19 protein-coding genes and 2 pseudogenes are annotated in these 22,182 nt (G+C 64.6%); 15 read left to right on the top strand and 6 right to left on the bottom strand.

What is annotated here, in order from left to right:
* Positions 1 to 366, top strand: a pseudogene (locus RM2_RS13995) (MBL fold metallo-hydrolase); the annotation flags it as partial.
* A gap of 83 nt (positions 367 to 449) precedes the next feature.
* Here the strand turns inward: RM2_RS13995 and RM2_RS13990 are convergent.
* A complete protein-coding gene (locus RM2_RS13990) occupies positions 450 to 1,124 on the bottom strand; it encodes a Crp/Fnr family transcriptional regulator (protein WP_072690179.1) in 675 nt (224 codons plus the stop codon).
* A gap of 217 nt (positions 1,125 to 1,341) precedes the next feature.
* On the bottom strand, positions 1,342 to 1,605 hold the full coding sequence (locus tag RM2_RS13985) for a hypothetical protein (protein ID WP_072690184.1): 264 nt from the start codon (positions 1,603 to 1,605) through the stop codon (positions 1,342 to 1,344).
* Between the two features lie 81 nt (positions 1,606 to 1,686).
* Between RM2_RS13985 and nth the strand changes: the two genes are divergently transcribed.
* From nth to RM2_RS13965, 4 genes are read left to right on the top strand one after another with little or no spacing between them, the layout of a single operon-like run.
* A complete protein-coding gene (nth, locus tag RM2_RS13980) occupies positions 1,687 to 2,472 on the top strand; it encodes an endonuclease III (RefSeq protein ID WP_072690178.1) in 786 nt (261 codons plus the stop codon).
* Positions 2,473 to 2,483: 11 nt separating this feature from the next.
* Positions 2,484 to 3,146, top strand: a complete 663-nt coding sequence (locus RM2_RS13975) for a TlpA family protein disulfide reductase (protein WP_072690183.1) — start codon at positions 2,484 to 2,486, stop codon at positions 3,144 to 3,146.
* On the top strand, positions 3,143 to 3,901 hold the full coding sequence (locus RM2_RS13970; protein WP_072690177.1) for an NUDIX hydrolase: 759 nt from the start codon (positions 3,143 to 3,145) through the stop codon (positions 3,899 to 3,901). Before RM2_RS13975 ends, RM2_RS13970 begins: the two co-directional genes overlap by 4 nt.
* Positions 3,898 to 5,088: a MarP family serine protease gene (locus RM2_RS13965; RefSeq protein WP_072690175.1), complete on the top strand. Its 1,191-nt coding sequence runs from the start codon at positions 3,898 to 3,900 to the stop codon at positions 5,086 to 5,088. Before RM2_RS13970 ends, RM2_RS13965 begins: the two co-directional genes overlap by 4 nt.
* An 8-nt stretch (positions 5,089 to 5,096) precedes the next feature.
* Here RM2_RS13965 and RM2_RS13960 read toward each other — a convergent pair whose 3' ends face one another.
* The 3 genes and pseudogenes from RM2_RS13960 to RM2_RS25240 form a co-directional block, all read right to left on the bottom strand.
* Entirely contained in the window at positions 5,097 to 6,035 is a 939-nt protein-coding gene (locus tag RM2_RS13960) for an alpha/beta fold hydrolase (RefSeq protein ID WP_072690173.1), read from the bottom strand.
* Between the two features lie 9 nt (positions 6,036 to 6,044).
* On the bottom strand, positions 6,045 to 6,569 hold the full coding sequence (locus tag RM2_RS13955) for a phage holin family protein (protein WP_072690171.1): 525 nt from the start codon (positions 6,567 to 6,569) through the stop codon (positions 6,045 to 6,047).
* A pseudogene (locus RM2_RS25240) lies at positions 6,566 to 6,843 on the bottom strand (Na+/H+ antiporter NhaA); the annotation flags it as partial. The gene RM2_RS13955 and the pseudogene RM2_RS25240, both read right to left, overlap by 4 nt.
* A 239-nt stretch (positions 6,844 to 7,082) precedes the next feature.
* Here RM2_RS25240 and RM2_RS13945 point away from each other — a divergent pair.
* Complete coding sequence (locus tag RM2_RS13945; protein ID WP_072690169.1) at positions 7,083 to 8,465, top strand: MFS transporter; 1,383 nt, start codon at positions 7,083 to 7,085, stop codon at positions 8,463 to 8,465.
* Between the two features lie 262 nt (positions 8,466 to 8,727).
* Here the strand turns inward: RM2_RS13945 and acs are convergent, their stop codons facing one another.
* Complete coding sequence (gene acs, locus RM2_RS13940; protein WP_072690167.1) at positions 8,728 to 10,662, bottom strand: acetate--CoA ligase; 1,935 nt, start codon at positions 10,660 to 10,662, stop codon at positions 8,728 to 8,730.
* A 395-nt stretch (positions 10,663 to 11,057) separates the two neighbouring features.
* On the opposite strand from acs, the gene RM2_RS13935 reads away from it, so the two are divergent.
* The 9 genes from RM2_RS13935 (at position 11,058) to RM2_RS13895 (ending at position 22,137) form a co-directional block, all read left to right on the top strand.
* Positions 11,058 to 12,674 carry a peptide ABC transporter substrate-binding protein gene (locus RM2_RS13935; protein ID WP_139277768.1) on the top strand — a complete coding sequence of 539 codons (1,617 nt, stop codon included), beginning with the start codon at positions 11,058 to 11,060 and terminating at the stop codon, positions 12,672 to 12,674.
* Between the two features lie 128 nt (positions 12,675 to 12,802).
* On the top strand, positions 12,803 to 13,729 hold the full coding sequence (locus RM2_RS13930; protein WP_072690165.1) for an ABC transporter permease: 927 nt from the start codon (positions 12,803 to 12,805) through the stop codon (positions 13,727 to 13,729).
* Complete coding sequence (locus RM2_RS13925) at positions 13,722 to 14,699, top strand: ABC transporter permease (RefSeq protein WP_072690163.1); 978 nt, start codon at positions 13,722 to 13,724, stop codon at positions 14,697 to 14,699. The genes RM2_RS13930 and RM2_RS13925 overlap by 8 nt, the downstream gene beginning before the upstream one ends.
* A complete protein-coding gene (locus RM2_RS13920; RefSeq protein ID WP_084721794.1) occupies positions 14,696 to 16,441 on the top strand; it encodes a dipeptide ABC transporter ATP-binding protein in 1,746 nt (581 codons plus the stop codon). The genes RM2_RS13925 and RM2_RS13920 overlap by 4 nt, the downstream gene beginning before the upstream one ends.
* 48 nt (positions 16,442 to 16,489) lie before the next feature.
* Positions 16,490 to 17,239, top strand: coding sequence for a Fic family protein (locus RM2_RS13915; RefSeq protein WP_072690161.1), 750 nt, complete (start codon positions 16,490 to 16,492; stop codon positions 17,237 to 17,239).
* 1,238 nt (positions 17,240 to 18,477) lie between these two features.
* Positions 18,478 to 19,566 carry a septum site-determining protein Ssd gene (ssd, locus tag RM2_RS13910; RefSeq protein ID WP_072690159.1) on the top strand — a complete coding sequence of 363 codons (1,089 nt, stop codon included), beginning with the start codon at positions 18,478 to 18,480 and terminating at the stop codon, positions 19,564 to 19,566.
* Positions 19,563 to 20,765, top strand: coding sequence for a TadA family conjugal transfer-associated ATPase (locus RM2_RS13905; protein WP_072690180.1), 1,203 nt, complete (start codon positions 19,563 to 19,565; stop codon positions 20,763 to 20,765). Before ssd ends, RM2_RS13905 begins: the two co-directional genes overlap by 4 nt.
* Complete coding sequence (locus RM2_RS13900; RefSeq protein WP_072690157.1) at positions 20,762 to 21,553, top strand: type II secretion system F family protein; 792 nt, start codon at positions 20,762 to 20,764, stop codon at positions 21,551 to 21,553. The genes RM2_RS13905 and RM2_RS13900 overlap by 4 nt, the downstream gene beginning before the upstream one ends.
* Positions 21,550 to 22,137 carry a type II secretion system F family protein gene (locus tag RM2_RS13895; protein ID WP_072690155.1) on the top strand — a complete coding sequence of 196 codons (588 nt, stop codon included), beginning with the start codon at positions 21,550 to 21,552 and terminating at the stop codon, positions 22,135 to 22,137. Before RM2_RS13900 ends, RM2_RS13895 begins: the two co-directional genes overlap by 4 nt.
* Positions 22,138 to 22,182: the final 45 nt, after the last annotated feature.

The raw sequence follows: 22,182 nt of genomic DNA, 5'->3' as shown, positions 1-22,182 counted from the left end.
TGCGCTGTCCTCACTGGCGATACGATCCTCGGCCGTGGCACCACGGTGCTCGACGACACAGACGGCAATCTTGGCGACTATCTGTCGTCACTGCGCCGACTGCGCGACCTCGGAGCCGGGCACAGGGTCATGCCCGGACACGGACCCGAGCTTCCCGACCTGGCTTCCGTGGCGGAGCAGTACCTCGCCCACCGCGAGGAGCGGCTTGACCAGGTGCGGGCCGCGCTCGTGGCGCTCGGTGGAAGCCCTACCGCGCGTGAGGTCGTCGAGCACGTCTATTCCGACGTCGCCCGCGAGTTGTGGCCGGCGGCGGAGCAGTCTGTCAACGTGCAATTGGCGTATCTACGCAGACCCGACCGACCGTGAAACGACTTCGGCCACCCCTGCAGACAGGGTGGCCGAAAGACGCGGGTGGCCGAAAGGCAGGGCTGGTCGAAGCGGTGTGAGAACTACCGTGCGCGACGCGCCAGGCGCTCGGAGTCGGATATCAGCACGCTCTTGCCCTCGAGGCGTAGCCATCCGCGGTGCGCGAAGTCGGCGAGAGCCTTGTTGACGGTCTCGCGGGACGCGCCGACGAGCTGGGCGATCTCTTCTTGCGTGAGGTCGTGCGTGACACGCAGCGAGCCTGCCTCCTGGGTGCCGAAGCGCTGAGCGAGTTGCAGCAGCGCCTTGGCGACACGGCCGGGAACGTCCGTGAAAATGAGGTCGGCCAGATTGTTGTTGGTGCGACGCAGACGGCGTGCGAGCACCCGCAGGAGCTGTTCGGCGATCTCTGGGCGGTGGTCGATCCACGCCTTGAGTGCTGCGCGGTCCATGCTGACCGCGCGGACCTCGGTGACCGTGGTGGCCGTGGATGTACGCGGGCCGGGGTCGAAGATGGACAGCTCACCGAACATGTCGGACGGGCCCATGATCGTGAGCAGGTTCTCGCGGCCGTCCGGCGAGCGGCGGCCGATTTTGATCTTGCCCGACACGATGATGAACAGGCGGTCGCCGGGCTCACCTTCGTTGAAGATGACATGACCGCGGGGGAAGTCGACGGGCTGCAGCTGCTTGGTCAGCGCTGCTACCGCCGAGGGCTCGACCCCTTGGAAGATGCCGGCTCTTGCCAGGACGTCGTCCACGTACGCTCCTCGAGAATATTCGTTCGTCTGGATGCAATATTGTGCGTGATTTGCTGCATGTCGACGATGCCCCGTTTTCGGCGGCGCGTCTTCATGCAACAGGTATGTCTGTAGAAGTCTACGTGGAGGCGAGTTGGTCGGAGTGACCGATACCACGGAGGCCGAACACATTGACCGGAAAGCTCGTCTTCGGCGAGTCGCTTCGAGCGTTCTCGGATCAGCCTGCGCGCCGAGAATCCACGTCATCGTCGTCGGTTTCGAACCCCGAACGGCTCTTGCGGCGTCGGCGGAAGCGCGCCATTGCGTCAGGGAAACCTTCTTTGGCCAGGGTGGCCACCTCATCGCTACTCGCCTGGTCGAGAAATTCCTCGACCTCTTGCTGGCGAACCGTGAGCTGGCGGAGTCGTAACTCGACCCGCTCCATGGCCAGCGCAAATAGCATCAGTAACACTGGGAAGAGGACCACAGCGAGACCTTGCATATTGGAAAGTAAACACTGCGAATGTCTCAGAAGCGACACAGCAGTGAGTCGGATTGACGGGGTATACGTAGAGTCGACCTCGTGCATGAGACCTCCAGTGACGGCCCCGAAGCGCGTGGACGCAGTCGTTCGCGGGCCGTTGAGCAGGGCGAAACCAGGCTCGGACTGGTCCGGCGCGCCCGCAGAATGAACCGTCGACTCGCGGAGGCATTTCCGGACGTCCACTGTGAACTCGACTTCGTCACACCCTTGGATCTTGCCGTTGCGACCATTCTCTCCGCGCAGTGCACCGACGTCCGAGTGAACATGGTGACGCCGGCGTTGTTTGCCCGATACCCCGACGCCAAGGCGTATGCGGAGGCCGAACGCACTGAACTCGAGGAATACATCCGATCGACGGGCTTCTACCGGAACAAGACGACCGCGCTGATCGGGCTGGGGCAGGCTCTGCTCGAACGCTTCGACGGTGAGATCCCGAACAATCTGAAGGATCTTGTGACCCTCCCCGGGATCGGCCGAAAGACGGCTAACGTGATCCTCGGTAACGCGTTCGACGTCCCCGGGATCACGGTCGACACCCATTTCGGTAGGCTCGTTCGGCGCTGGAGGTGGACCGAGGAGGAAGACCCGGTGAAGGTCGAGCACGCGATCGGTGCACTGATCGAACGCAAGGATTGGACGCTGCTCTCGCACCGGGTGATTTTCCACGGCAGACGCGTATGTCATGCCCGCAAACCTGCCTGTGGTGTCTGCGTGCTCGCCAAGGACTGTCCGTCGTACGGCTTGGGCCCGATCGATCCCGACATCGCCTCCGAACTTGTTCGCGGACCGGAGACGGAGCATTTGCTGCGTCTGGCCGGCCGGTAAGGGTGAAAGGCGTGTCTGGTTCAGCACGGTGGAGTCTGGCCGCTCTCGTTGTCGTGGCGGCGCTCGTCGTGGCGATTTGGCCCCGGGGCGGCGATGCGGGGGTGGCAACGTACGACGGTCGTTTCGGATCAGGCCGTATTAGTACAAATTCGGAGAATGCCGATCCCGATGTGCTCGCAACATTGCGCTCGCAGGCGCGTCTGGCGCCCTGTCCCGCTCCGGCCGGCACCTCCGAGCCCTCGTTCGACTCGGCGCTGTCCGGCATCATGCTCGAATGCGTGGGAGACGGCAGCCAGGTGGATCTGGCCACCGCGCTCGCAGGCAAACCCGCCCTGCTCAACCTGTGGGCGTACTGGTGCGGTCCCTGCGCCGAGGAGTTGCCACATCTACAGCAGTTTTCCGATCGCGCTGGTGACGCAGTTACCGTGCTTACGGTGCACTCAGATCCCAACGAGGCCAGCGCGCTGTCCCGGCTGGTCGACTACGCCGTGACGCTGCCCGGTGTACAAGACGGCGATGGACGGGTCCGCGCGGCGGTTGGAGCGCCCGCCGTCCTGCCCGTGTCTGTGCTGATTCGACCCGACGGCACGGTGGCGAAGATCCTGCCGCAGCCATTCGACAGCGTCGACGAGATCGCTGCTGCTGTCGAACAGAATCTGGGGGTGGCGGCATGACGAACTCTGTGGGCGGCACGGTTCCGTCCTGGCTGCACAGGGTTGCGCACCGCACCCTTACCGACCCGCACCGGTTCAACTCGGTCCCCGACCGGCGCGCACCGAGAGGTGCGATCACCCGCGAGGCCGCGGTCCTCGTATTGTTCGGCGGCCCGGTGGAGTCGGATCCGCTGATGTCGGGAGGATTACCGGCCTCCGCGGACGTCCTCCTTACCCAGCGTGCGTCCACGATGCGTCAGCACAGCGGTCAGGTGGCATTCCCCGGTGGCGCCAGCGATCCGGGTGACGAAGGGCCCATCGCCACTGCACTGCGCGAGGCGCGGGAGGAGACCGGACTCGACCCGTCCGGGGTTCGCCCCCTTGCAGTGCTGGAGGAAATCTTCATTCCGCCGTCCGGCTTCGACGTCACCCCGGTCATCGCGTACTGGGAAAAGCCCAGTGCGGTCGGCGTGGTCGATCCCGCTGAGGCAGACAGGGTCGCCCGGGTTCCAGTACACACGCTGATCGACCCGAGGAACCGATTCCAGGTGCGTCACCCGGCCGGTTTTCAGGGGCCGGCGTTTGCGGTGGACGGGATGCTCGTGTGGGGGTTCACAGCCGGGATACTGGCCGCGCTGATCGCGATCTCCGGGTGGGAACAGGACTGGGACATCCGCGACATTCGCGACCTCGACACGGTTCAGGCCGAACTCGACAACAACCTCGACGAGGTACACCTGACCCACGTCCACGGTGATCGGGCGGCAGAGCGATGACGGGCTCACGCTGGATCGACGTCGCGATCGTGCTGATCGCCTTCGTCGCCGCCACATCGGGTTGGCGGCAGGGCGCCGTTGCGTCCGTGCTCGCCTTCGTCGGTGTGGTGCTCGGTGCGGTGGCGGGCATCTTGATCGCACCGCTCGTGCTGGAACACGTGGAGGAGGGAGTCGGTCGCCTGCTGGTCGGGATCGCACTGATCGTCGTGTTGGTGATCATCGGAGAAGTTGCGGGCATGGTGCTGGGCCGGGCCGCGCGCGGGAGCATGCACAGCCCGGCCGCCCGCTCGGTCGACAGTGCCGTCGGGGCCGGTGTGCAGGCCGTTGCGGTGTTCATCGCTGCGTGGCTGCTGGCGATTCCCATCACCTCGTCCTCTCAGCCTCAGGTGTCGGCCGCCGTGCGGGGGTCGAGTGTGCTCGAAGCGGTCGACAACATAGCGCCGGGATGGATGCGGCAACTGCCCAGCGAGTTCACCGCCCTCCTCGACACGTCGGGACTCCCTGATGTCATCGGGCCCTTCGGGCGCACACCCATCACCAACGTCGACCCGCCCGACGCCAGTGTCCTGGCGAGCCCTGTCGCGTCGTCGTTGCAGTCGAGCGTGTTGAGGATCCGCGGGGTGGCCCCGAGTTGCCAGCGAGCGCTGGAGGGATCCGGCTTCGTCGTCGCGCCCGAGCGGGTGATGACCAATGCTCACGTCGTCGCGGGAACGGCGGGTATCCTCGTCGACACCCCGAATGGGCCGTTGGACGCCGAGGTCGTGCTGTTCGACCCGTCGGCCGACATCGCGATCCTGGCGGTCCCCGGACTCGACTCCCCCGTCCTGACGTTCGCGCCCGAACCGGCGACGACCGGAGAAAACGCCCTCGTGCTCGGATACCCGGGTGGCGGTCCATATACCGCCAGCGCCGTGCGTGTCCGGGAGGTCCTGGACCTCAACGGCCCGGATATCTACCGGACCGCCACCGTAGAGCGTGAGGTGTTCACCGTCCGGGGTTCGATCCGCCAAGGGAACTCGGGCGGACCACTTGTCGATTCCGGCGGACAGGTACTCGGGGTGGTCTTCGGCGCGGCCGTCGACGACAGCGACACAGGGTTCGTCCTCACTGCCGAAGAAGTGTCGCGGCAAGTACAGGAGGCGCCGGGTTCGACGGTCGCGGTGGGCACCGGGGAGTGCATCCTCTGAAGTGAGCGCTAGTCGCTGCGGCGCGGCACAAGGTCGAGTAGGGCCGCATTCACTCGTTCCGGGGCCTCCCAGTGCGCGTAGTGACCTACCCCGGTGACCGTATACAGCTGCTGGAAGGGTGCGAACTGATGACTTCGCTTCACGGTGTCCGCGAGTACGTACGGGTCGAGGTCGCCGTGGATGTGCAGCACTGGTATTCGTAACTTCTGGTCCATCGACGCCATGAACCGATTACCCTCCGCCCTGAATTGGCTGCGGAAGGCCCATCGCTGATACTCCAGAGTGCAATGCGCGGTGCCGGGAATCTGGATCGCCGATCGCATCCGTGCGAGCACGGATGCGAACTCCGGGTTGTCCGCCCACCCGGGACCCGATCGTTCGCGGATCAATCGCTCGACCTCTGCGCCGTCGTCGCGGGTGAGGCGACGTTCGGGACGCCACGGCAACTGGTACGAGACGAAGGGCGGCAACACAGCCCTGCGCTGGTGCCGGTCGTGGAGAACGGCCTGCTTGAGCGCTAGCGGATGGGGTGAGCTGACCAGTCCGATGGATCGAACGAGACGGGTGTGGAGTACGGCGGTTGCCCAGCAGACCAGACCTCCGTCGGCGTGCCCGACGAGTGTCGCCTCGCCGTAACCCATCGCACGGATCAGTCCGGCGATGTCACCGGCCAGCGTCCAGCCGTCGTATCCACGCGGCGGCTTGTCAGAGTCGCCGTATCCGCGGAGGTCGACGGCGACGGCGCGGTACCCCTCCGCAGACAACGCTGTCAGTTGATGACGCCACGACCACCAGAAGTCCGCGAAACCGTGCAGCAGGACGACGAGCGGCGCATCCGGTGCGGATGCGCCGACCTCGACGGTGTGGAATCGGATTCCGTTGGCATGAATGTCACGATGAATCCAGGGGCCGTCGAAACGGACCGTAGACGGATCAGGTGGTGCCACAGGTGTGAGTTACCGCGCGTGACGCCCGCTGGGAGATGCAAGATTCGCTTCCGCATCCGAGTACGAGGTCGGGAGGATGGTCTTTGCCTGCTTCAGCGAATCGATGGTCTTCTCGGGCGCGCGTAGCTTCCGCACCCGCAGGTAGCCGAGTAGGGCAAGGACCGCCGTCGTCACGACCATGATCAGGAAGACGATCAGGAACGCCAGCCAACGGGCGATCCACACGTCGAGGAGTTCGGCGAGGAAAAAGAAGAAGAAGAACGAACTGAACAGCAGAACAGTGAACGCGAGTATGAAGAACAGGCTGCCTTGCAGGCCCCTCTTGACCTGACTGGTCACCTCGGCCTTCGCGAGTTCGACCTCGGCGCGGACCAGGGTGGATACCTGGGCGGTCGCGTGCTTGACCAGCGTGCCGAGGCTCGCCCCGCCTGGCGTCTGAGCGTCTACGTCGGTGAGCGGAATCGACGACACCGTGTTCGGCACTCCGTCTCCCGTGTATCGCGGGCTGTCTCCCTTGTCGTGAGTGTTGCTCACTTGTCGACCCCTCCAAGTTGCTCTAGCACGTCCAAGTCTTCCTTCCTGCCGCATGCGCCCGACCGCGCCGCCACAGTAACGCTGATCCGATCAATGACGCTGCCTACGATGTCACGAGTACCGCGACTTTAGCGATTTCAGCCGCGCTGCCGTTGCCGATTCCCGCAAGCGCGAGATCCGCAACTAGAAGGCTAACGGTGAACCCGATCGCGCCGAGCACTGACGGGGCAAACATGTCGCGGAACTCCAGTGCACCTGGCTTCTTCGCGAAAGGATGCCGAGAGCGAACGCGATGTTCGGTGGCGACGGGGATGGCCGAACCGCGATCCATGCCGGCGGCGAAGAAGAAGACCGCGAGAAGCCCGTCCTGTGCCTACGCCCCGATCGTCCCCAGATGTCCGGCGCACTTTCGAGAGCTGAGCCAACGTGCCGAGCGAGTGGCACGCGGTGTCACCTTCCTAGTAGATGGGCTCTAGTCTCATCATCTGAAATTGAATCTAGGAGGGGGATTGAATGAGTGGTGCAGTCGATACGTCAAGGCTGGAAGTGGACGAGGGGGCAACCGTCGACGTCCCGCGTAGCCGGATCGTCGTCGCGAGCATGGTGGGAACGTCCATCGAGTTCTACGACTTTTACATCTATGCCACCGCGGCCGTGTCGGTGTTCCCATACCTGTTCTTCCCCGCGGGAAATGGCTCGACGGCGCTGCTGGCGTCGCTCGCCACGTTCGGTCTGGCCTTTGTCGCCCGGCCGCTCGGGTCCATCTTGTTCGGGCACTTCGGTGATCGCGTCGGACGCAAGGCAACGCTTGTCGGCTCGCTCCTCACGATGGGTATCGCTACGTTCGTGATCGGGCTGCTGCCGACGTACAGTCAAATCGGCATCGCAGCGCCCGCACTGCTGGCGCTGATGCGGTTTTGTCAGGGACTGGGACTGGGCGGTGAGTGGAGCGGCGCAGCACTTCTCGCGACCGAGACCGCGAAGAAGGGCAAGCGTGCCTGGGCGGCGATGTGGCCGCAACTGGGAGCGCCGATCGGGTTCTTGCTCGCCAACGGCCTGTTCCTGATCATCGCGTTGCTCATGAACCACGACAAGAACAGCGCCGACCTGAACGGCGCCTTCCTCACGTGGGGCTGGCGTATTCCCTTCCTGCTCAGCGCGATCATGGTGATGATCGGCCTGTATGTGCGGCTGAAGCTCGAGGAGACCCCGGTGTTCGCGCGAGCTGTGGCGAGGGGCGAGAAGGTGAAGACTCCGCTGGCGGAGGTATTCAAGAGCAGTTGGCGTCAGCTGATCATCGGCACGTTCGTCATGCTCGCCACGTACACGCTGTTCTACATCATGACCACCTGGGTGTTCAGCTATGCCACCGGCAAAATCACCACCCCGGGCGGCGTCGGCCCTAGCTTCCAATACACCGACTTCCTTGTCCTCCAGTTGATCGCGGTTCTGTTCTTCGCGGCCACCGTCCCGGTTGCGGGATGGCTGGCCGACCGCTACGGTCGCCGCATCACGCTGCTGGTCGTCAGCGGCCTCATTATGGCGTTCGGGCTGTCCTTCAACGTGATGCTGAATCAGGAGACAATCAGTACCGCTCGCATGCTGACATTCCTCGCAATGGGAATGGTGTTGACAGGCTTGACCTTCGGACCGATGAGTGCTGTTCTGCCCGAACTGTTCCCGACCAACGTGCGCTACACGGGTTCCGGGATCGCCTACAACACCGCCAGCATCCTGGGTGCGGCCGTCGCCCCGTTCGTCGCCGCCTGGTTGGCCACTGCGTACGGCGTCGGCTGGGTGGGCGTCTACCTGTTGGTCGCGGCGGCGATCAGTTTCGTTGCCCTGCTGGTGATGAAGGAAACGAAGAACGAGTCGCTCGACGACGTGGGGGCCTAAGCCCTTCCTGACAGCGACGGTGGGTGCGATAGCGCCACCGTCGCCGTTCATATTCTGGTGGGATGTTTGTTCTGTCAGCCACCATCTTCACGGAAGCGGGCCAACTCCACTCTCGCCCGGCAGCTCAGCCGTACTCCTGGTTGGAACCGATTGCGAACGTGAATAGGCGAGTGGTTGACGAGTGCCGGGACTCGTCAACCACTCACCGGGAACGAATGCGCTCTTCGGGCGCGGTGCGCCTACTTACCTCGGCGCGGTGCGCCTACTTACCTCGGATGGCGTCGAAGACCTTGGGGTCGAGGAGGGTGGAGGTGTCGCCGAGGTCGCGACCTTCGGCGATGTCACGGAGCAGTCGGCGCATGATCTTGCCTGATCTCGTCTTGGGAAGTTCGGGGACGATGGTGATCTGCTGCGGCTTGGCGATGGGGCTGATCTCCCGAGACACTTCGGCTTTGAGTTCGGCGATGAGGTCTTCGCCGGTGTTCTCAACCCCTTGACGGAGGATGACGAACGCAACGATGCCCTGCCCGGTGGTCTCGTCTGCGGTTCCGACGACGGCGGCTTCGGCGACACCGCGGTGGCCGACGAGGGCGGATTCGACCTCGGCGGTGGAGATGCGGTGCCCGGAGACATTCATGACGTCGTCGACGCGACCGAGGATCCAGAGTGCGCCGTCCTCGTCGTACTTGGCGCCGTCGCCGGCGAAGTACCAGCCCTGCTCGGCGTAGCGGGACCAATAGGTGTTGCGGTAGCGGTCCATGTCGCCCCAGATGCCGCGGAGCATCGCCGGCCACGGCTTGTCGAGCACGAGGTAGCCATTGCCGCCGTTTCCGAGTTCATTGGCATCGTCGTCGACGATCTTGGCCGAAATGCCGGGAAGCGGTGCCATCGCGGATCCGGGTTTGGTGGCGGTGATGCCCGGCAGCGGAGAGATCATGATCGCCCCGGTCTCGGTCTGCCACCAGGTGTCGACGATGGGGGCCTGGTTTCCGCCGATCACCTCACGGAACCACTTCCAGGCTTCGGGGTTGATCGGCTCGCCCACCGATCCGAGGAGGCGGATCGAGGACAGGTCGTGAGCGTCGGGAATCTCGCGGCCCCACTTCATGAATGTGCGTACCAGGGTGGGCGCGGTGTAGTAGATCGTGACGCCGTACTTCTCGATGATCTGGAAGTGGCGGTGCTCGTCGGGGGAATTCGGGGTGCCCTCGTAGACCACCTGGGTGGCGCCGTTCGACAGTGGCCCGTACACGATGTAGCTGTGTCCGGTTACCCAGCCGATATCGGCGGTGCACCAGTACACGTCCTGTCCGACCTTGTGGTCGAAGACGTTGTGGTGGGTATAGGACGCCTGGGTGAGGTAGCCACCGGAGGTGTGGATGATTCCCTTGGGTTTTCCGGTGGTGCCGGAGGTGTAGAGGATGAACAGCGGGTGCTCGGAGTCGAACGGCTGCGCCTCGTGCCGGTCGGGGGCCTTGTCGACCGTTTCGTGCCACCACAGGTCCCGGCCCTCGGTGATTTCGACATCGGTGCCGGTGCGCTTGACGACGAGCACGTTCTTCACGGACTTCGTGCTTTCGACGGCTTCGTCGACGGCCGGCTTGAGGGGTGCGGCCTGGCCGCGGCGCCACTGCCCGTCGACGGTGACGACGAGTTTGGCCTCGGTGTCTTCGATGCGTGAACGCAGGGCGTTGGCAGAGAACCCGGCGAACACCACCGAGTGAGTCAGTCCGAGGCGGGCGCAGGCGAGCATGGTGACGATGGCCTCGGGGATCATCTGCATATAGATTGCGACCCGGTCACCGGCTACGAGGCCGAGGTCGATGAAGGTATTGGCAGCCCGGCTGACTTCGGCGAGCAGATCGCGGTAGGTCAGGTCGCGAGTGTCGCCCGGTTCGCCTTCGAAGTGGATGGCGACGCGGTCGCCGTTGCCCTCGAGGACATGGCGGTCGACGCAGTTGAATGCGACGTTGAGTTGACCGCCTACGAACCACTTCGCCACGGGGGCATCCGACCAGTCGAGGACTTCACTGAAGGGCACGTGCCAGTGCAGGCGTTCGGCCTGCTTCGCCCAGAACGCGAGACGGTCTTCGTCTGCGGCAGCCTGGAGCCCGGGTCCTGCGTTGGCGCCCTCCGTGAACTCGGGGCTCGGCGGATACACCTGTGGGGCGGCTTCGGTTTCGGCTGCGTTGGTCATATGTGGCCCGGCCTTCTTTCCAGTCTCGAATCGGCAGTTCTGGCACATGTGAACGTATCCCCACGTGTTTCCGAGTGCAGCTAATCACACGGTTGGATGCGAGAACCGTGCGGCGATCGGTCGAATTGGCGCGGCGGACGGAAGCTGTCGGCGACGAGCGGACACCGCTTGACTGACGTTGTTTCGTCAGGGGCCGATTTTGACGAGTTTCCAGCGCTGGGTTACGCAGATTCAAATCTTGACTTATCGTCATCCCATTGTCCGTCCGGGTGCGGGTGGTCGAGCATCCGTTCCGACGGTCGCTTCATCCGTCCCGGTCGCAGTTCGACTGAGGTGGTGGTTCGGGTTGTGCCCGGATCGCGGCCCCCTACTCACACAGATCTGGGAGGATCGTCTTGCCCATCACACGCGTGGCAACCGCCGTTCTGGCCGCCGGCTTGGCGGCAGCGATGTTGGCTGCCTGCTCGACCGACAATTCTACGAGCGGAGGCGGCAGCGGGGTCGTCAACGCCTGGGCCGGAGAGCCGCAGAATCCGCTGATTCCCACCGATACGAGCGAGAACATGGGTGGGCGCGTCGTGGATTCGCTGTTCGCCGGTCTGGTCTCGTATGACGCCGACGGCAGGATCAGCAACGAGGTCGCCGCCTCCATCGACACGACTGACGGCAAGCTCTTCACCGTCGAATTGAAGGACGGGTGGGCTTTCACGGACGGTACGCCCGTGACGGCCGCCTCATTCGTGGACGCATGGAACTACGGTGCATTGTCTACGAATGGGCAAATCCAGGCTTCGTTCTTCGAGCCTATCCAAGGCTATGACGAAGTGGCGGCCGAGACTCCGACCGCGACGACCATGTCGGGACTGAACGTGGTGGACGATTCCACGTTCACCATCGAGTTGAAGCAGCCCGAGGTCGATTTCCCGGACCGGCTCGGGTTCACCGCGTACTACCCACTACCTGCCGTGGCGTTCGAGGACATGGCCGCGTTCGGTGAGAATCCGATCGGCAACGGTCCGTACATGCTGTCCGGACCCGGAGCATGGCAGCACAACGTGCGCATCGACACGGTGGTGAACCCCGACTACGACGGCAACCGCAAGGCGGAGAACACCGGCGTCGACTTCATCATGTACAACAACCTCGACACGGCCTACACAGACCTGCTGGCCAACAACGTCGACGTCCTCGACGTGGTACCCCCGAGTGCCGTCACCACCTTCGAGAGCGATCTTCCCGGCCGGACGGTCAACCAGCCGTCCGCGACCATCGAGACATTCACGATCCCGGGGCGCCTGCCGCACTTCAGCGGGGAGGAGGGCACCCTGCGACGTCAGGCGATTTCGATGGCCGTCAATCGCGACCAGATCACCCAGCAGATCTTCAACAACACCCGCACCCCCGCACTCGATTTCACCAGCTCCGCCTTAGCGGGATGGTCGGACTCCCTTACCGGGAACGGCAACCTGAAGTACAACCCGGAAGAAGCCAGGAGCTTGTGGGCTGAGGCCGACGCCATCGCCCCGTGGTCGGGCAGTTTCGAGATCGCCTACAACGCCGACGGCGGCCACAAGGATTGGGTGGACGCCGTCAGCAACAGCATTCGCAACACCCTCGGCATCGATGCGATGGGCAGGGAGTACCCCACGTTCGCGCAGTTCCGCACCGAGGCCACGAACCGCACGATCGACAGCGCATTCCGCTCGGGCTGGCAGGGCGACTACCCGCAGCAGTACGGCTTCCTCGCGCAGAATTACCAGACGGGCGGAAGCTCGAACGACGGCGACTACTCCAACCCGGAGTTCGACCGGCTGCTGGTCGCGTCCGCGGGCGAGACCGACCCGCAGAAGTCTCAGGACCTCCTCGATCAGGCGCAGGAAGTTCTGCTGCACGATCTGCCCGCAGTGCCGACGTGGTACCGCAACGCCGCCGCCGGCTGGTCGGAGAACGTATCGAACGTGACGATCGACTGGAAGGGAATCCCGATGTATTCCGACATCGTGAAGAACTGACGCCCCGGACTCTTCGACGACTTCGGTGGGGCCGCGAGCAGACCGTTCGCGGCCCCACTTTTCGGGGGATGCAAGCCGAACGCATTGCCCACCCCGATGTCACAGCCTTACGAATAGGAGGTGATCCGATGCTCTGGTACGTCGGCCGCCGCTTGCTTCAAATGATCCCCGTATTCATCGGGGCCACATTCCTCATCTACGCCATGGTGTTCTTCCTGCCTGGAGATCCGATCGCGGCTCTCGCGGGCGACCGGGCACTCAGTCCGGGGGTTGCTGCCGAACTCCGCGCCCGCTACAATCTCGATCAGCCCTTCCTGATGCAGTACCTCTTGTATCTGAAGGGGATTTTCACCCTCGACTTCGGAATGTCGTTCTCCGGTCGGCCGGTCAGCGAGGTTCTGGCGCAGGCATTCCCGATCACCATCAAGCTTTCGTTGATGGCACTTGCCATTGAAGGAATCTTTGGAATCGGGTTCGGACTTCTTGCCGGACTGCGCAAGGGCGGCATCTTCGACAGCTCGGTCCTGGTCGTGAGTCTGGTGATCATCGCGATCCCGATCTTCGTGATCGGCTTCCTGGCCCAGTTCTTCATCGGCGTCAAATGGGGGTTGGTGCCGCCGACCGTTGGCGGGGACCCCAGCTTCAAGAATCTGTTGTTGCCAGCCTTCGTGCTCGGCGCGGTGTCGTTCGCGTATGTGTTGCGACTGACCCGGACCTCGGTGGCCGAGAACCTGACCGCCGACTACGTGAGAACGGCTACAGCGAAGGGGCTTTCGCGTCGGCGGGTGGTGCAGGTACACGTCCTGCGAAACTCCCTGATCCCGGTCGTCACGTTCCTCGGGGCCGATCTCGCCGCCCTGATGGGCGGCGCAATCGTCACCGAGGGCATATTCAACATCAACGGTGTCGGTGGCACGATCTATCAGGCAGTCACCCGCGGCGAGGCGCCCACGGTGGTGTCTTTCGTTACGGTGCTGATCGTCGTATTTCTGCTGGCCAACCTGATAGTCGACCTCCTCTACGCCGCGCTCGACCCGAGGATCCGCTATGTCTGAGAAACAGGAGAGTGACGTGCCCGCCACCACGGGCGGCCGGAAGACTCGTCAAGCGCATTTCGTTGCGCCCGAACAAGTAACAGCGTCCGCGGAGATCGACGCTGTGCACATCGACCAGCCTCCGACGAGCATGTGGTCGGACGCCTGGCGGGATCTGCGTCGACGCCCGCTGTTCGCGGTGGCGTCGGTGATCATAGTCGTCGTGGTTGCGGTCGCGGCCTTCCCGGGCCTGTTCACCAGCGCCGACCCACGGTTCTGCGACCTCACGTTCAGCATGCAGGGTCCGTCGTCCGGTCACTGGTTCGGCTTCGACAGGCAGGGTTGCGACATATATTCCCGCACCATCTACGGGGCACGAGCGTCGGTGCTGGTGGGCGTCGGGGTCACTTCAGTGGTGCTGATCGTGGGAGTGGTCCTCGGCGCAGTGGCCGGGTTCTACGGCGGCGCGGTGGACTCCGTGTTGTCAAGAGTGACCGACATCTTCTTCGGCATCCCCTTCATCCTGGCCGCGATCGTCCTGATGCAGCTTTTCACCGACCGCACCATTTCGACCGTGATCCTCGTCCTCGCACTGTTCGGCTGGCCCCAGATGGCAAGAATCGCTCGTGGCGCGGTGATCTCGGCGAAGAACAACGACTACGTGATGGCGTCGAGGGCGCTGGGTGTGTCGAATTGGCGCACGCTCGTCCGGCATGTTCTGCCGAATTCACTGGCCCCGATCATCGTGATCGCGACCATCTCGCTCGGCATCTACATTGTTGCCGAGGCAACGCTGTCCTTCCTCGGCATCGGGTTGCCGTCTACCGAGGTCTCGTGGGGCGGAGACATCAGCACCGCCCAGGTCACCTTGCGCCAGGGTTCGCCGATTCTGTTCTATCCGGCCACCGCACTGGCGATCACGGTGCTCGGTTTCATCATGATGGGCGACGCACTGCGGGACGCGCTCGATCCCAAGGCCAGGAAGAGGTGACCGCGATGTCCACGAATGAGCAAGCCGAACAGCAGCATGTGGGAGAAGAGGTGCCCCTGCTCGAGATTCGAGATCTGGAGGTGTCGTTCGAGTCACATTCCGGCAGCGTGCCCGCAGTGCGCGGTGTCAGCCTCACGGTCTACCCGGGGCAGACGGTGGCGATTGTCGGCGAGTCCGGCTCGGGCAAGTCCACCACCGCTCATGCGATCATCAACCTGCTCCCCGGAACGGGCAAGGTCACCGGCGGCCAGATTCTCTTCGAGGGAAGAGATCTGGCGGGGATCTCCGATCGGGAGTTTGTCTCGTTGCGCGGGCAGAATATCGGACTGGTGCCCCAGGACCCGATGTCCAACCTCAACCCGGTCTGGAAGGTCGGGTTCCAAATCGAGGAGGCGTTGAAGGCCAATGGAGTTGCGAAGGGCAAGGCGGCGAAGGTTCGGGCCGCCGAGTTGCTCGAGGAGGCGGGTCTCGCCGACGCCGAGAACCGTCTGGGGCAGTATCCACACGAATTCTCCGGTGGCATGCGCCAGCGTGCGCTCATCGCGATCGGATTGGCAGCTCGCCCGCAGTTGCTGATCGCGGACGAGCCGACTTCGGCTCTCGACGTCACGGTCCAGCGGCAGATTCTCGACCATCTCGACGGTCTCACCAACGAACTCGGCACGGCGGTACTCCTCATCACACACGATCTAGGCCTTGCCGCAGAGCGGGCCGAGCACCTCATCGTGATGAGTAAGGGGCAGGTCGTCGAATCGGGTCCTGCCCTGGAAATCCTGCAGCGACCGCGCCATCCGTACACGCAGAAATTGGTGGCCGCAGCACCGTCGCTGGCGTCACAGCGTCGAAGTTCGTCCCTGGCCAGAGCCGACATCCGGGAGCATTCCCTCGAAGCGGTCGACGAGGCCGAGCAGCACAGCGAGATCGGTGTCGACTTCGGCAGGGCCACCGACGACGTCCTCGTGGTTACCGGTCTGAACAAGGCTTTCAAGATCCGTCACGGGCTACGCAAGACCTCCGACTTCAAAGCCGTCGACGACGTCTCGTTCGCGGTTCGACGGGGAACGACCACCGCCATCGTGGGCGAGTCGGGGTCGGGAAAATCGACGGTGGCACAAATGATTCTGGGGCTTCTCGCCTCCACATCGGGCAATGTCGTATTCGACGGCAAGGACGTCGCGACCCTCGACCGCCGGGAGACGCTCGCTTTCCGTCGTCGGGTGCAGCCGATCTTCCAGAATCCGTACGGCACCCTCGACCCGATGTACTCGATCTTCCGCACCATCGAGGAACCCCTCCGCACCCACAGGGTGGGGACGAAGGCGGAGCGGGAAGCGCGGGTACGTGACCTGCTGGACAAGGTTGCGCTGCCGCCTTCAGTGATGCGGAGGTTCCCGAACGAACTGTCCGGGGGCCAGCGACAGCGCGTGGCTATTGCCCGGGCGCTGGCTCTGCAACCCGAGATGGTGGTGTGCGACGAGGCGGTATCGGCACTGGATGTACTGGTCCAGGACCAGATCCTGACCTTGCTCAACGACCTGCAGGCGGAGTTGGGGCTGACGTATCTGTTCATCACCCACGATCTGGCGGTGGTTCGGCAGATCGCCGACAACGTGCTGGTCATGTCGGCCGGTGCCATCGTCGAGAAAGCGACCACTGACGAAGTGTTCAACTCCCCGAAGGAGGATTACACGCGGAAGTTGCTCGAGGCGATTCCTGGTGGATCGATCTCGCTCGGCGTCTGACGCAGGGCAACGCCTGACGTAGAGAGGCGCCGGGTAGCGTTCCGAGGCGTGAGCGATCCATTGCAGCCCCTCGTCGACCTCCCCGGCGTCCGCGAGGCAGCGGACCGTGCACGCGAAGCGCTCGGTGCGGTTCACCGCCACAATGTCAACCGGCGCGGATGGCCCACCACTGCGGCCGAGGCAGCGGTCCGGGCAGCCCGCGCCTCGGCATCGCTCGATGGGGGCAGCACTGAACTTCCCACCCCGGGAGAGGCGGGTGACCCGATTCTGTCGGGTGCGCTTCGCGTCGGGCAGGCACTCGACGGCGACGCGCTCGCGCTCCTTCAGTCCACCTGGAGGCGGGCACCTCTCCAAGCGCTTGCGAGACTGCATTTGCTGGCCGCGGCGGACCTCGTAGAGAATCAAGAACTGTTGGGGAGGCCGCGCGCCGACCCCGGTGTGGCCGAGCGCCTGGACGGGCTCGCGCAACTTGTCACCGGGGGAACGGATGCACCCGCCCCTGTTCTGGCATCCGTGGTGCACGGGGAGTTGTTGACTCTGAAGCCGTTCGGATTCGGCGACGGTATCGTCGCCCGTGCCGCGTCCCGTCTCGTCGCCGTGTCGAGCGGACTCGATCCCCACAACCTCGGCGTGCCGGAGGTCAGTTGGTTGCGCCGACAGCAGGCGTACCGCAGCGGTGCTGCCGCATTTGCTTCCGGCGAGGCGCAGAGTGTGGGGAACTGGGTCGTCCTGTGTTGTGGCGCATTCGAGGCCGGTGCCCGAGAGGCGACCTCTATCGCGGACGCGGCATCGAGCTAGAAGATGTGTCCGAAATCTTTTGCGCTGCATGTGAAGACCGGTCACAAGTAAAGAGGGCGGCTCCGCCGACTGTCGTCGACTTCGCCGCCCATCAACACGAACAACCGGTTACCAAGCGTGCTCGGTGGGTTGTGTGGCTGGCCTCGGCGAGAGTTCAAATATCGTCGGGTCGTCCTGCAACCGGTGCAGGGTCCTTGCCGATCGAACCCGAGTCTCGCAGGCCCACAACGCTTTCGCCCTTATAGTGGCTTGTGCTCCGCGTGGGTGCCTAGTGCCCGTGCTAGGAATCCTGGTCGGGAAATCGATCCTTCTCTTCCGGGTCGATTTTGGCCTTCCGTTCTTCCGTAACTCCTTTGTACCCCGCGGCAACCCTTGCTGCAAGGGGCAAATTTGGTTTGTGACCGCGTCGCGGAGTGCGGCGTTCAGTGCTTGTGGCGCAATGCTCGTTGGGTGAACGCGCCCGCGGCGACTGCACTTGCGTTCATGGCCGCAGCGGCTTCGATTCATGGCCGCAGCCGCCTCGGAAGTGGCAGCGAAGAACGCCTGAAAGTGGGTCCGGGGGAATGCCGGATTCGAGAAAGTCGATATGGGCCAGCAATTTTCAGCTGGGGCCCTCTTCAAGCTCGGTCCTCGTTTCCTTTGCTACAGCAACGAAGCTTCACCCCGCTGGTTCAGGGTGCTGTCTTTTGCCGCCGGCGCCCGGATGATGCTGTGTGCGGACCCGGCCCCCGGTGGGAGGCTTCACGTCCAAGCCGGATGTCGCGAGCATGACGATGCCGTCGCAAGGTCCGCGGACCCGGGCCGGTACTCGTCAGCGGCTTCGTGGGAGCGGTTGTGCTGGGAGCGGTTGTGCTGGGCACGGTGCCCCGGACACAGCTCCGGAAGATAACCGGAATTCCGGTCGGTATTCTTGTTCGGATACCGAACACCCGTGGTGTTTCCGCCTGGCAAACAGGCTCCGCAATCGCACTTGCGGATACCGATCGGGGAAGGTGTAGTATTGCAAATGTTCCGGACTTGATCCGGACGGTGTTCAGCCCGACCCCCCGGGGCTGAACACAGACGACCCTCGCCTCCTCCCCCCCTGGCGAGGGTCGTCCTCTGTCTGAGGCAAGGTGGGGTGAGTTCGCGCCATTGAATTGGTGCGACAGTACCAGTATTTGTCCACAGGGCCGAGGTTGTCCACAGTTCGAGCAGACCCCCTGTCGGGGATCCGATGTACCGGTCACGCTCACTGCATGGACGCAAAAGGTGGCGGTGACGTACTGGTGCTGGTCGAGGACCCGGCGCTGCTGCACAGCATCAGGCGGGTCGCAGCGGCGGCTGACCGGGGGTTGAACGAAGCCGACGTCACGGATGCGCGGCAGGTCTGGGGGACCGCGCCGATCGTGATCCTGGACAGCCCTACGGCCGCCGCGTGCCGCAACCTATTCCCCCGTCGACGCCGGGTGGTTCTGCTGTGCGACGGCACACCGGCTATCGACGAGTGGCGGATTGCGACTGCCGTCGGCGCGGAACACGTGCTCGGAGTGCCGGACGACGAAGCGGCACTCGTTGCTGTGCTCGGTGAGCAACCAGAACGGCTAGAAGGGGACGGCACCGTCCTTGCCATCGTCGGTGGCTGCGGTGGTGCCGGCGCCTCCACTCTGGCGGCGGCGATCGCTCTCACCGCGGCGACACGGTCACAGTCGACCCTTCTGCTCGACGCCGACGCCTGGGGATCCGGTCTCGACGTGCTGCTGGGAATTGAGGACGTGCCGGGGTTGCGATGGTCCGGGCTGTCGATCGAGGGAGGCCGCATCTCCTCGGACGCCCTCAGTGACGCACTTCCACCTCTGGGCGAGCGGCTTCGAGTGCTCGCCTGCGGAGGGAGGAGTCACGGTGGTGCGGGGCCGACGGCGGCAGCAGTCCGCGCGGTGATCGACGCCGGCCGTCATGCGGGTGATCTGGTCGTGTGCGACGCGTCCCGCTTCCCCAACCAGGTCACGGAGACTGTCCTCGAGGTGGCGGATCTGGTGCTTCTCGTCGTGCCCGCCACCGTGCGCGCGTGCATCGCCGCAGGGAAAGTGTCGAAGTGGATCGCCGAGCGGAACCCTAATCAGGGCTTGGTGGTTCGCGGACCGGCGCCTGGGGGGCTGCGCGGGCCGGATGTGGCGGAGGTACTCGATCTGCCGCTGATCGCATCGATGCGCGCAGAGCGCGGACTCACCGGGATGCTCGAACACGGCGGGCTCAGGCCGGGCAGACGTTCGTCGCTCAGCGTCGCGGCCGGGGCAGTCCTCGACACAGTCGGCAGTAGACCGAGGTCGCGAGAGTGGGCGGCGTGAGTTCCCTCGTCACCCCCGACCTTCTCGACCGGGTGCGCGAGCGTCTCGCACGCTCGTCCTGCGAACCGACGCCCGCGATGGTCGCCTCGGCCATCCGCACAGAGTCCGGCGGGGTGCTCGGCGACACCGACCTGCTCGGAGCGTTGCGCGTACTGATGACCGAACTCACCGGGGCGGGTCCGCTCGAATCATTGCTGACCGAGCCTGGTGTCGCCGACGTGCTCGTCACCGCACCCGATCAGGTGTGGGTCGATTGCGGCCGAGGGCTCGAACGCACAGCGGTCCGCTTCGCCGACGAGGCTTCGGTGCGCCGATTAGCTCAACGCCTTGCCCTCTCCGCCGGCCGCCGACTTGACGACGCGCAACCGTGGGTGGACGGCTCCCTCCGGGAGGTCGGGAATGGTTCGTTCGGAGTCCGCCTCCATGCCGTACTTGCTCCCGTCGCACAGGGCGGTACCTGCCTGTCGCTGCGGGTCCTTCGCCCAGCCACCCAGGGTCTCGACGCACTGGTCGAGCGCGGTGCGGTGACGGAAGCGTCCCACGAACTGCTGTTGCAGATCGTGCACGCACGGCTCGCCTTTTTGGTCACCGGCGGTACCGGGGCGGGCAAGACTACGCTGCTGGCCGCGCTGCTCGGAGCGGTCGATCCGGCCGAGCGGATCGTCTGCGTGGAGGACGCTGCGGAACTGGCGCCGACGCACCCGCACGTGGTCCGGTTGGTGGCCCGGGCTCCCAACGTCGAAGGTGTCGGCGAGGTCACCGTCCGGGACCTCGTCCGACAGTCACTACGGATGCGCCCGGACCGGATTGTCGTAGGTGAGGTGCGGGGCGGCGAGGTGGTCGATCTGCTGACTGCACTCAATACGGGGCATGACGGTGGTGCGGGAACGGTACATGCGAACTCGCCAGAGGAGGTGCCTGCACGGCTCGAAGCGCTGGCGGCACTGGGCGGAATGGATCGGGCAGCCCTGCACAGTCAACTTGCTGCCGCCGTCCAGGTGATCCTGCACGTCCACCGGTCTTCGAGTGGAGCGCGGCGGTTGACCGAGATCGGTGTCGTCACGCGCGAAGTGGACGGGCTTGTCACGATTGCGCCCGCTTGGAGCGAGGGCGTCGGAGAGGGGCCGGGAGCGCAGCGGCTCCAGCACTTGTGCTCTCGCCGCGGATCATTGGATCCGCCAAGTGAGGGGGTGTCATGATCGCAGGTCTGGTGACGCTCGCTATCGCGATGCTGGCGGTGCCGTCTTCAGGGTCACGACCCCGATTGATCGCGGTCACGGGCAGGGGACCGAGCCGTCGACGGGCGCCATTGCCTTGGACCGTTCCTGTCGCGCTCGTCGGTGTTCCGGTCGTATACGAGCTGGGCGGGCCCTACGCGGTGGCTGCGGCGGTGATCGTCTGCGCGACAATCTGGTTCAGGCTAGGACGTCGCCGTTCGGCGCGAGCGAAGAGCGCGGAGCTGCGGGTAATCGTATCGAGCCTCGAGGTGGTGACGGCAGAACTCCGCGTGGGCGCGCATCCCGCCGCGGCCTGCGAGACCGCCGCCGACGAGTGCGCAGGCATCGTATCAGCAGCCTTCCGGGCGGCTTCGGCGCGCTCGCGACTCGGTGGATCTGCCGCTGACGGATTCCGGATCACCAACTCTCGGGTCGGCATCGAGTTAGGGCGAATCGCCGACATCTGGGCCGTTGCCGAAGTGCACGGATTGGCGTTGGCGGAGCTTCTCGAGGCGGCGCGCACGGATCTCTTGGGACGCAGTCGCTTCTGTCAGCGAACCGAGGCCGGACTGGCGGGGGCGAGGGCGACCGCAAGTGTGCTCGCAGGGCTACCGCTGCTGGGTGTGGGCCTCGGTCAGATGATGGGCGCGGCTCCGCTGACGGTGTTGTTCGGTGGTGGAGTGGGCGGAATCCTCTTGATGCTCGGAGTGGGACTCGTGTGCGCGGGCCTGTTGTGGACAGATCGGATCACCGGACGCGTGACCGGATGATCTGGTGTGCAGTGCTCCTCGCTGCGTGCGCTCTGCTCGTCCTCCCTGGACGGAGGCCGCCGATGCAGCGATTGCAGCAACACCATGGAGACTCGGCTGGTGTGGCCAACTCAGCGAACGATGTGCTACCACGAGAGGATCCTCTCGCGGCTGCGGCGACTTTCGATCTGCTGGCGGCATGCTTGCGTGCGGGACTTCCGGTCGCGACCGCAGCCGAGGCAGTGTCCCGATCGGCACCACAACCACTGTCGAAATCGCTGCGTCGTGCCGCGGATCTGCTGGCGTTGGGAGCAGACCCCGCGACCGCATGGGAGACGGCGGCGTCGGACGCGGCCACCGAATCGCTCGCCCGGATGGCGCGACGGTCGGCCAGATCAGGTTCGTCGCTGGCGGGTTCCATGACAGAACTCGCCACCGACAGTCGTACGGACGCTGAACACTTGGCGGCGGCGTCTGCCGAACGCGCTGGAGTGCTCATCAGCGGGCCGTTGGGGCTGTGTTTCCTGCCGGCGTTCATCTGCCTCGGGATCATTCCCATTGTGGTCGGTCTGGCCTCACAGGTGCTCGATGGCGGACTGCTGTGACAACTAGATACTTCCGGCGCAGAACCGCTGCGCCGGATACTCCAA

It is taken from the genome of Rhodococcus marinonascens NBRC 14363, assembly GCF_001894885.1.
In the GTDB taxonomy this organism is placed as follows: Bacteria; Actinomycetota; Actinomycetes; order Mycobacteriales; family Mycobacteriaceae; genus Rhodococcus_F; species Rhodococcus_F marinonascens.
The sequence above is the reverse complement of the archived record's forward strand: the minus strand, read 5'-3'. Positions and strand labels throughout refer to the sequence as shown.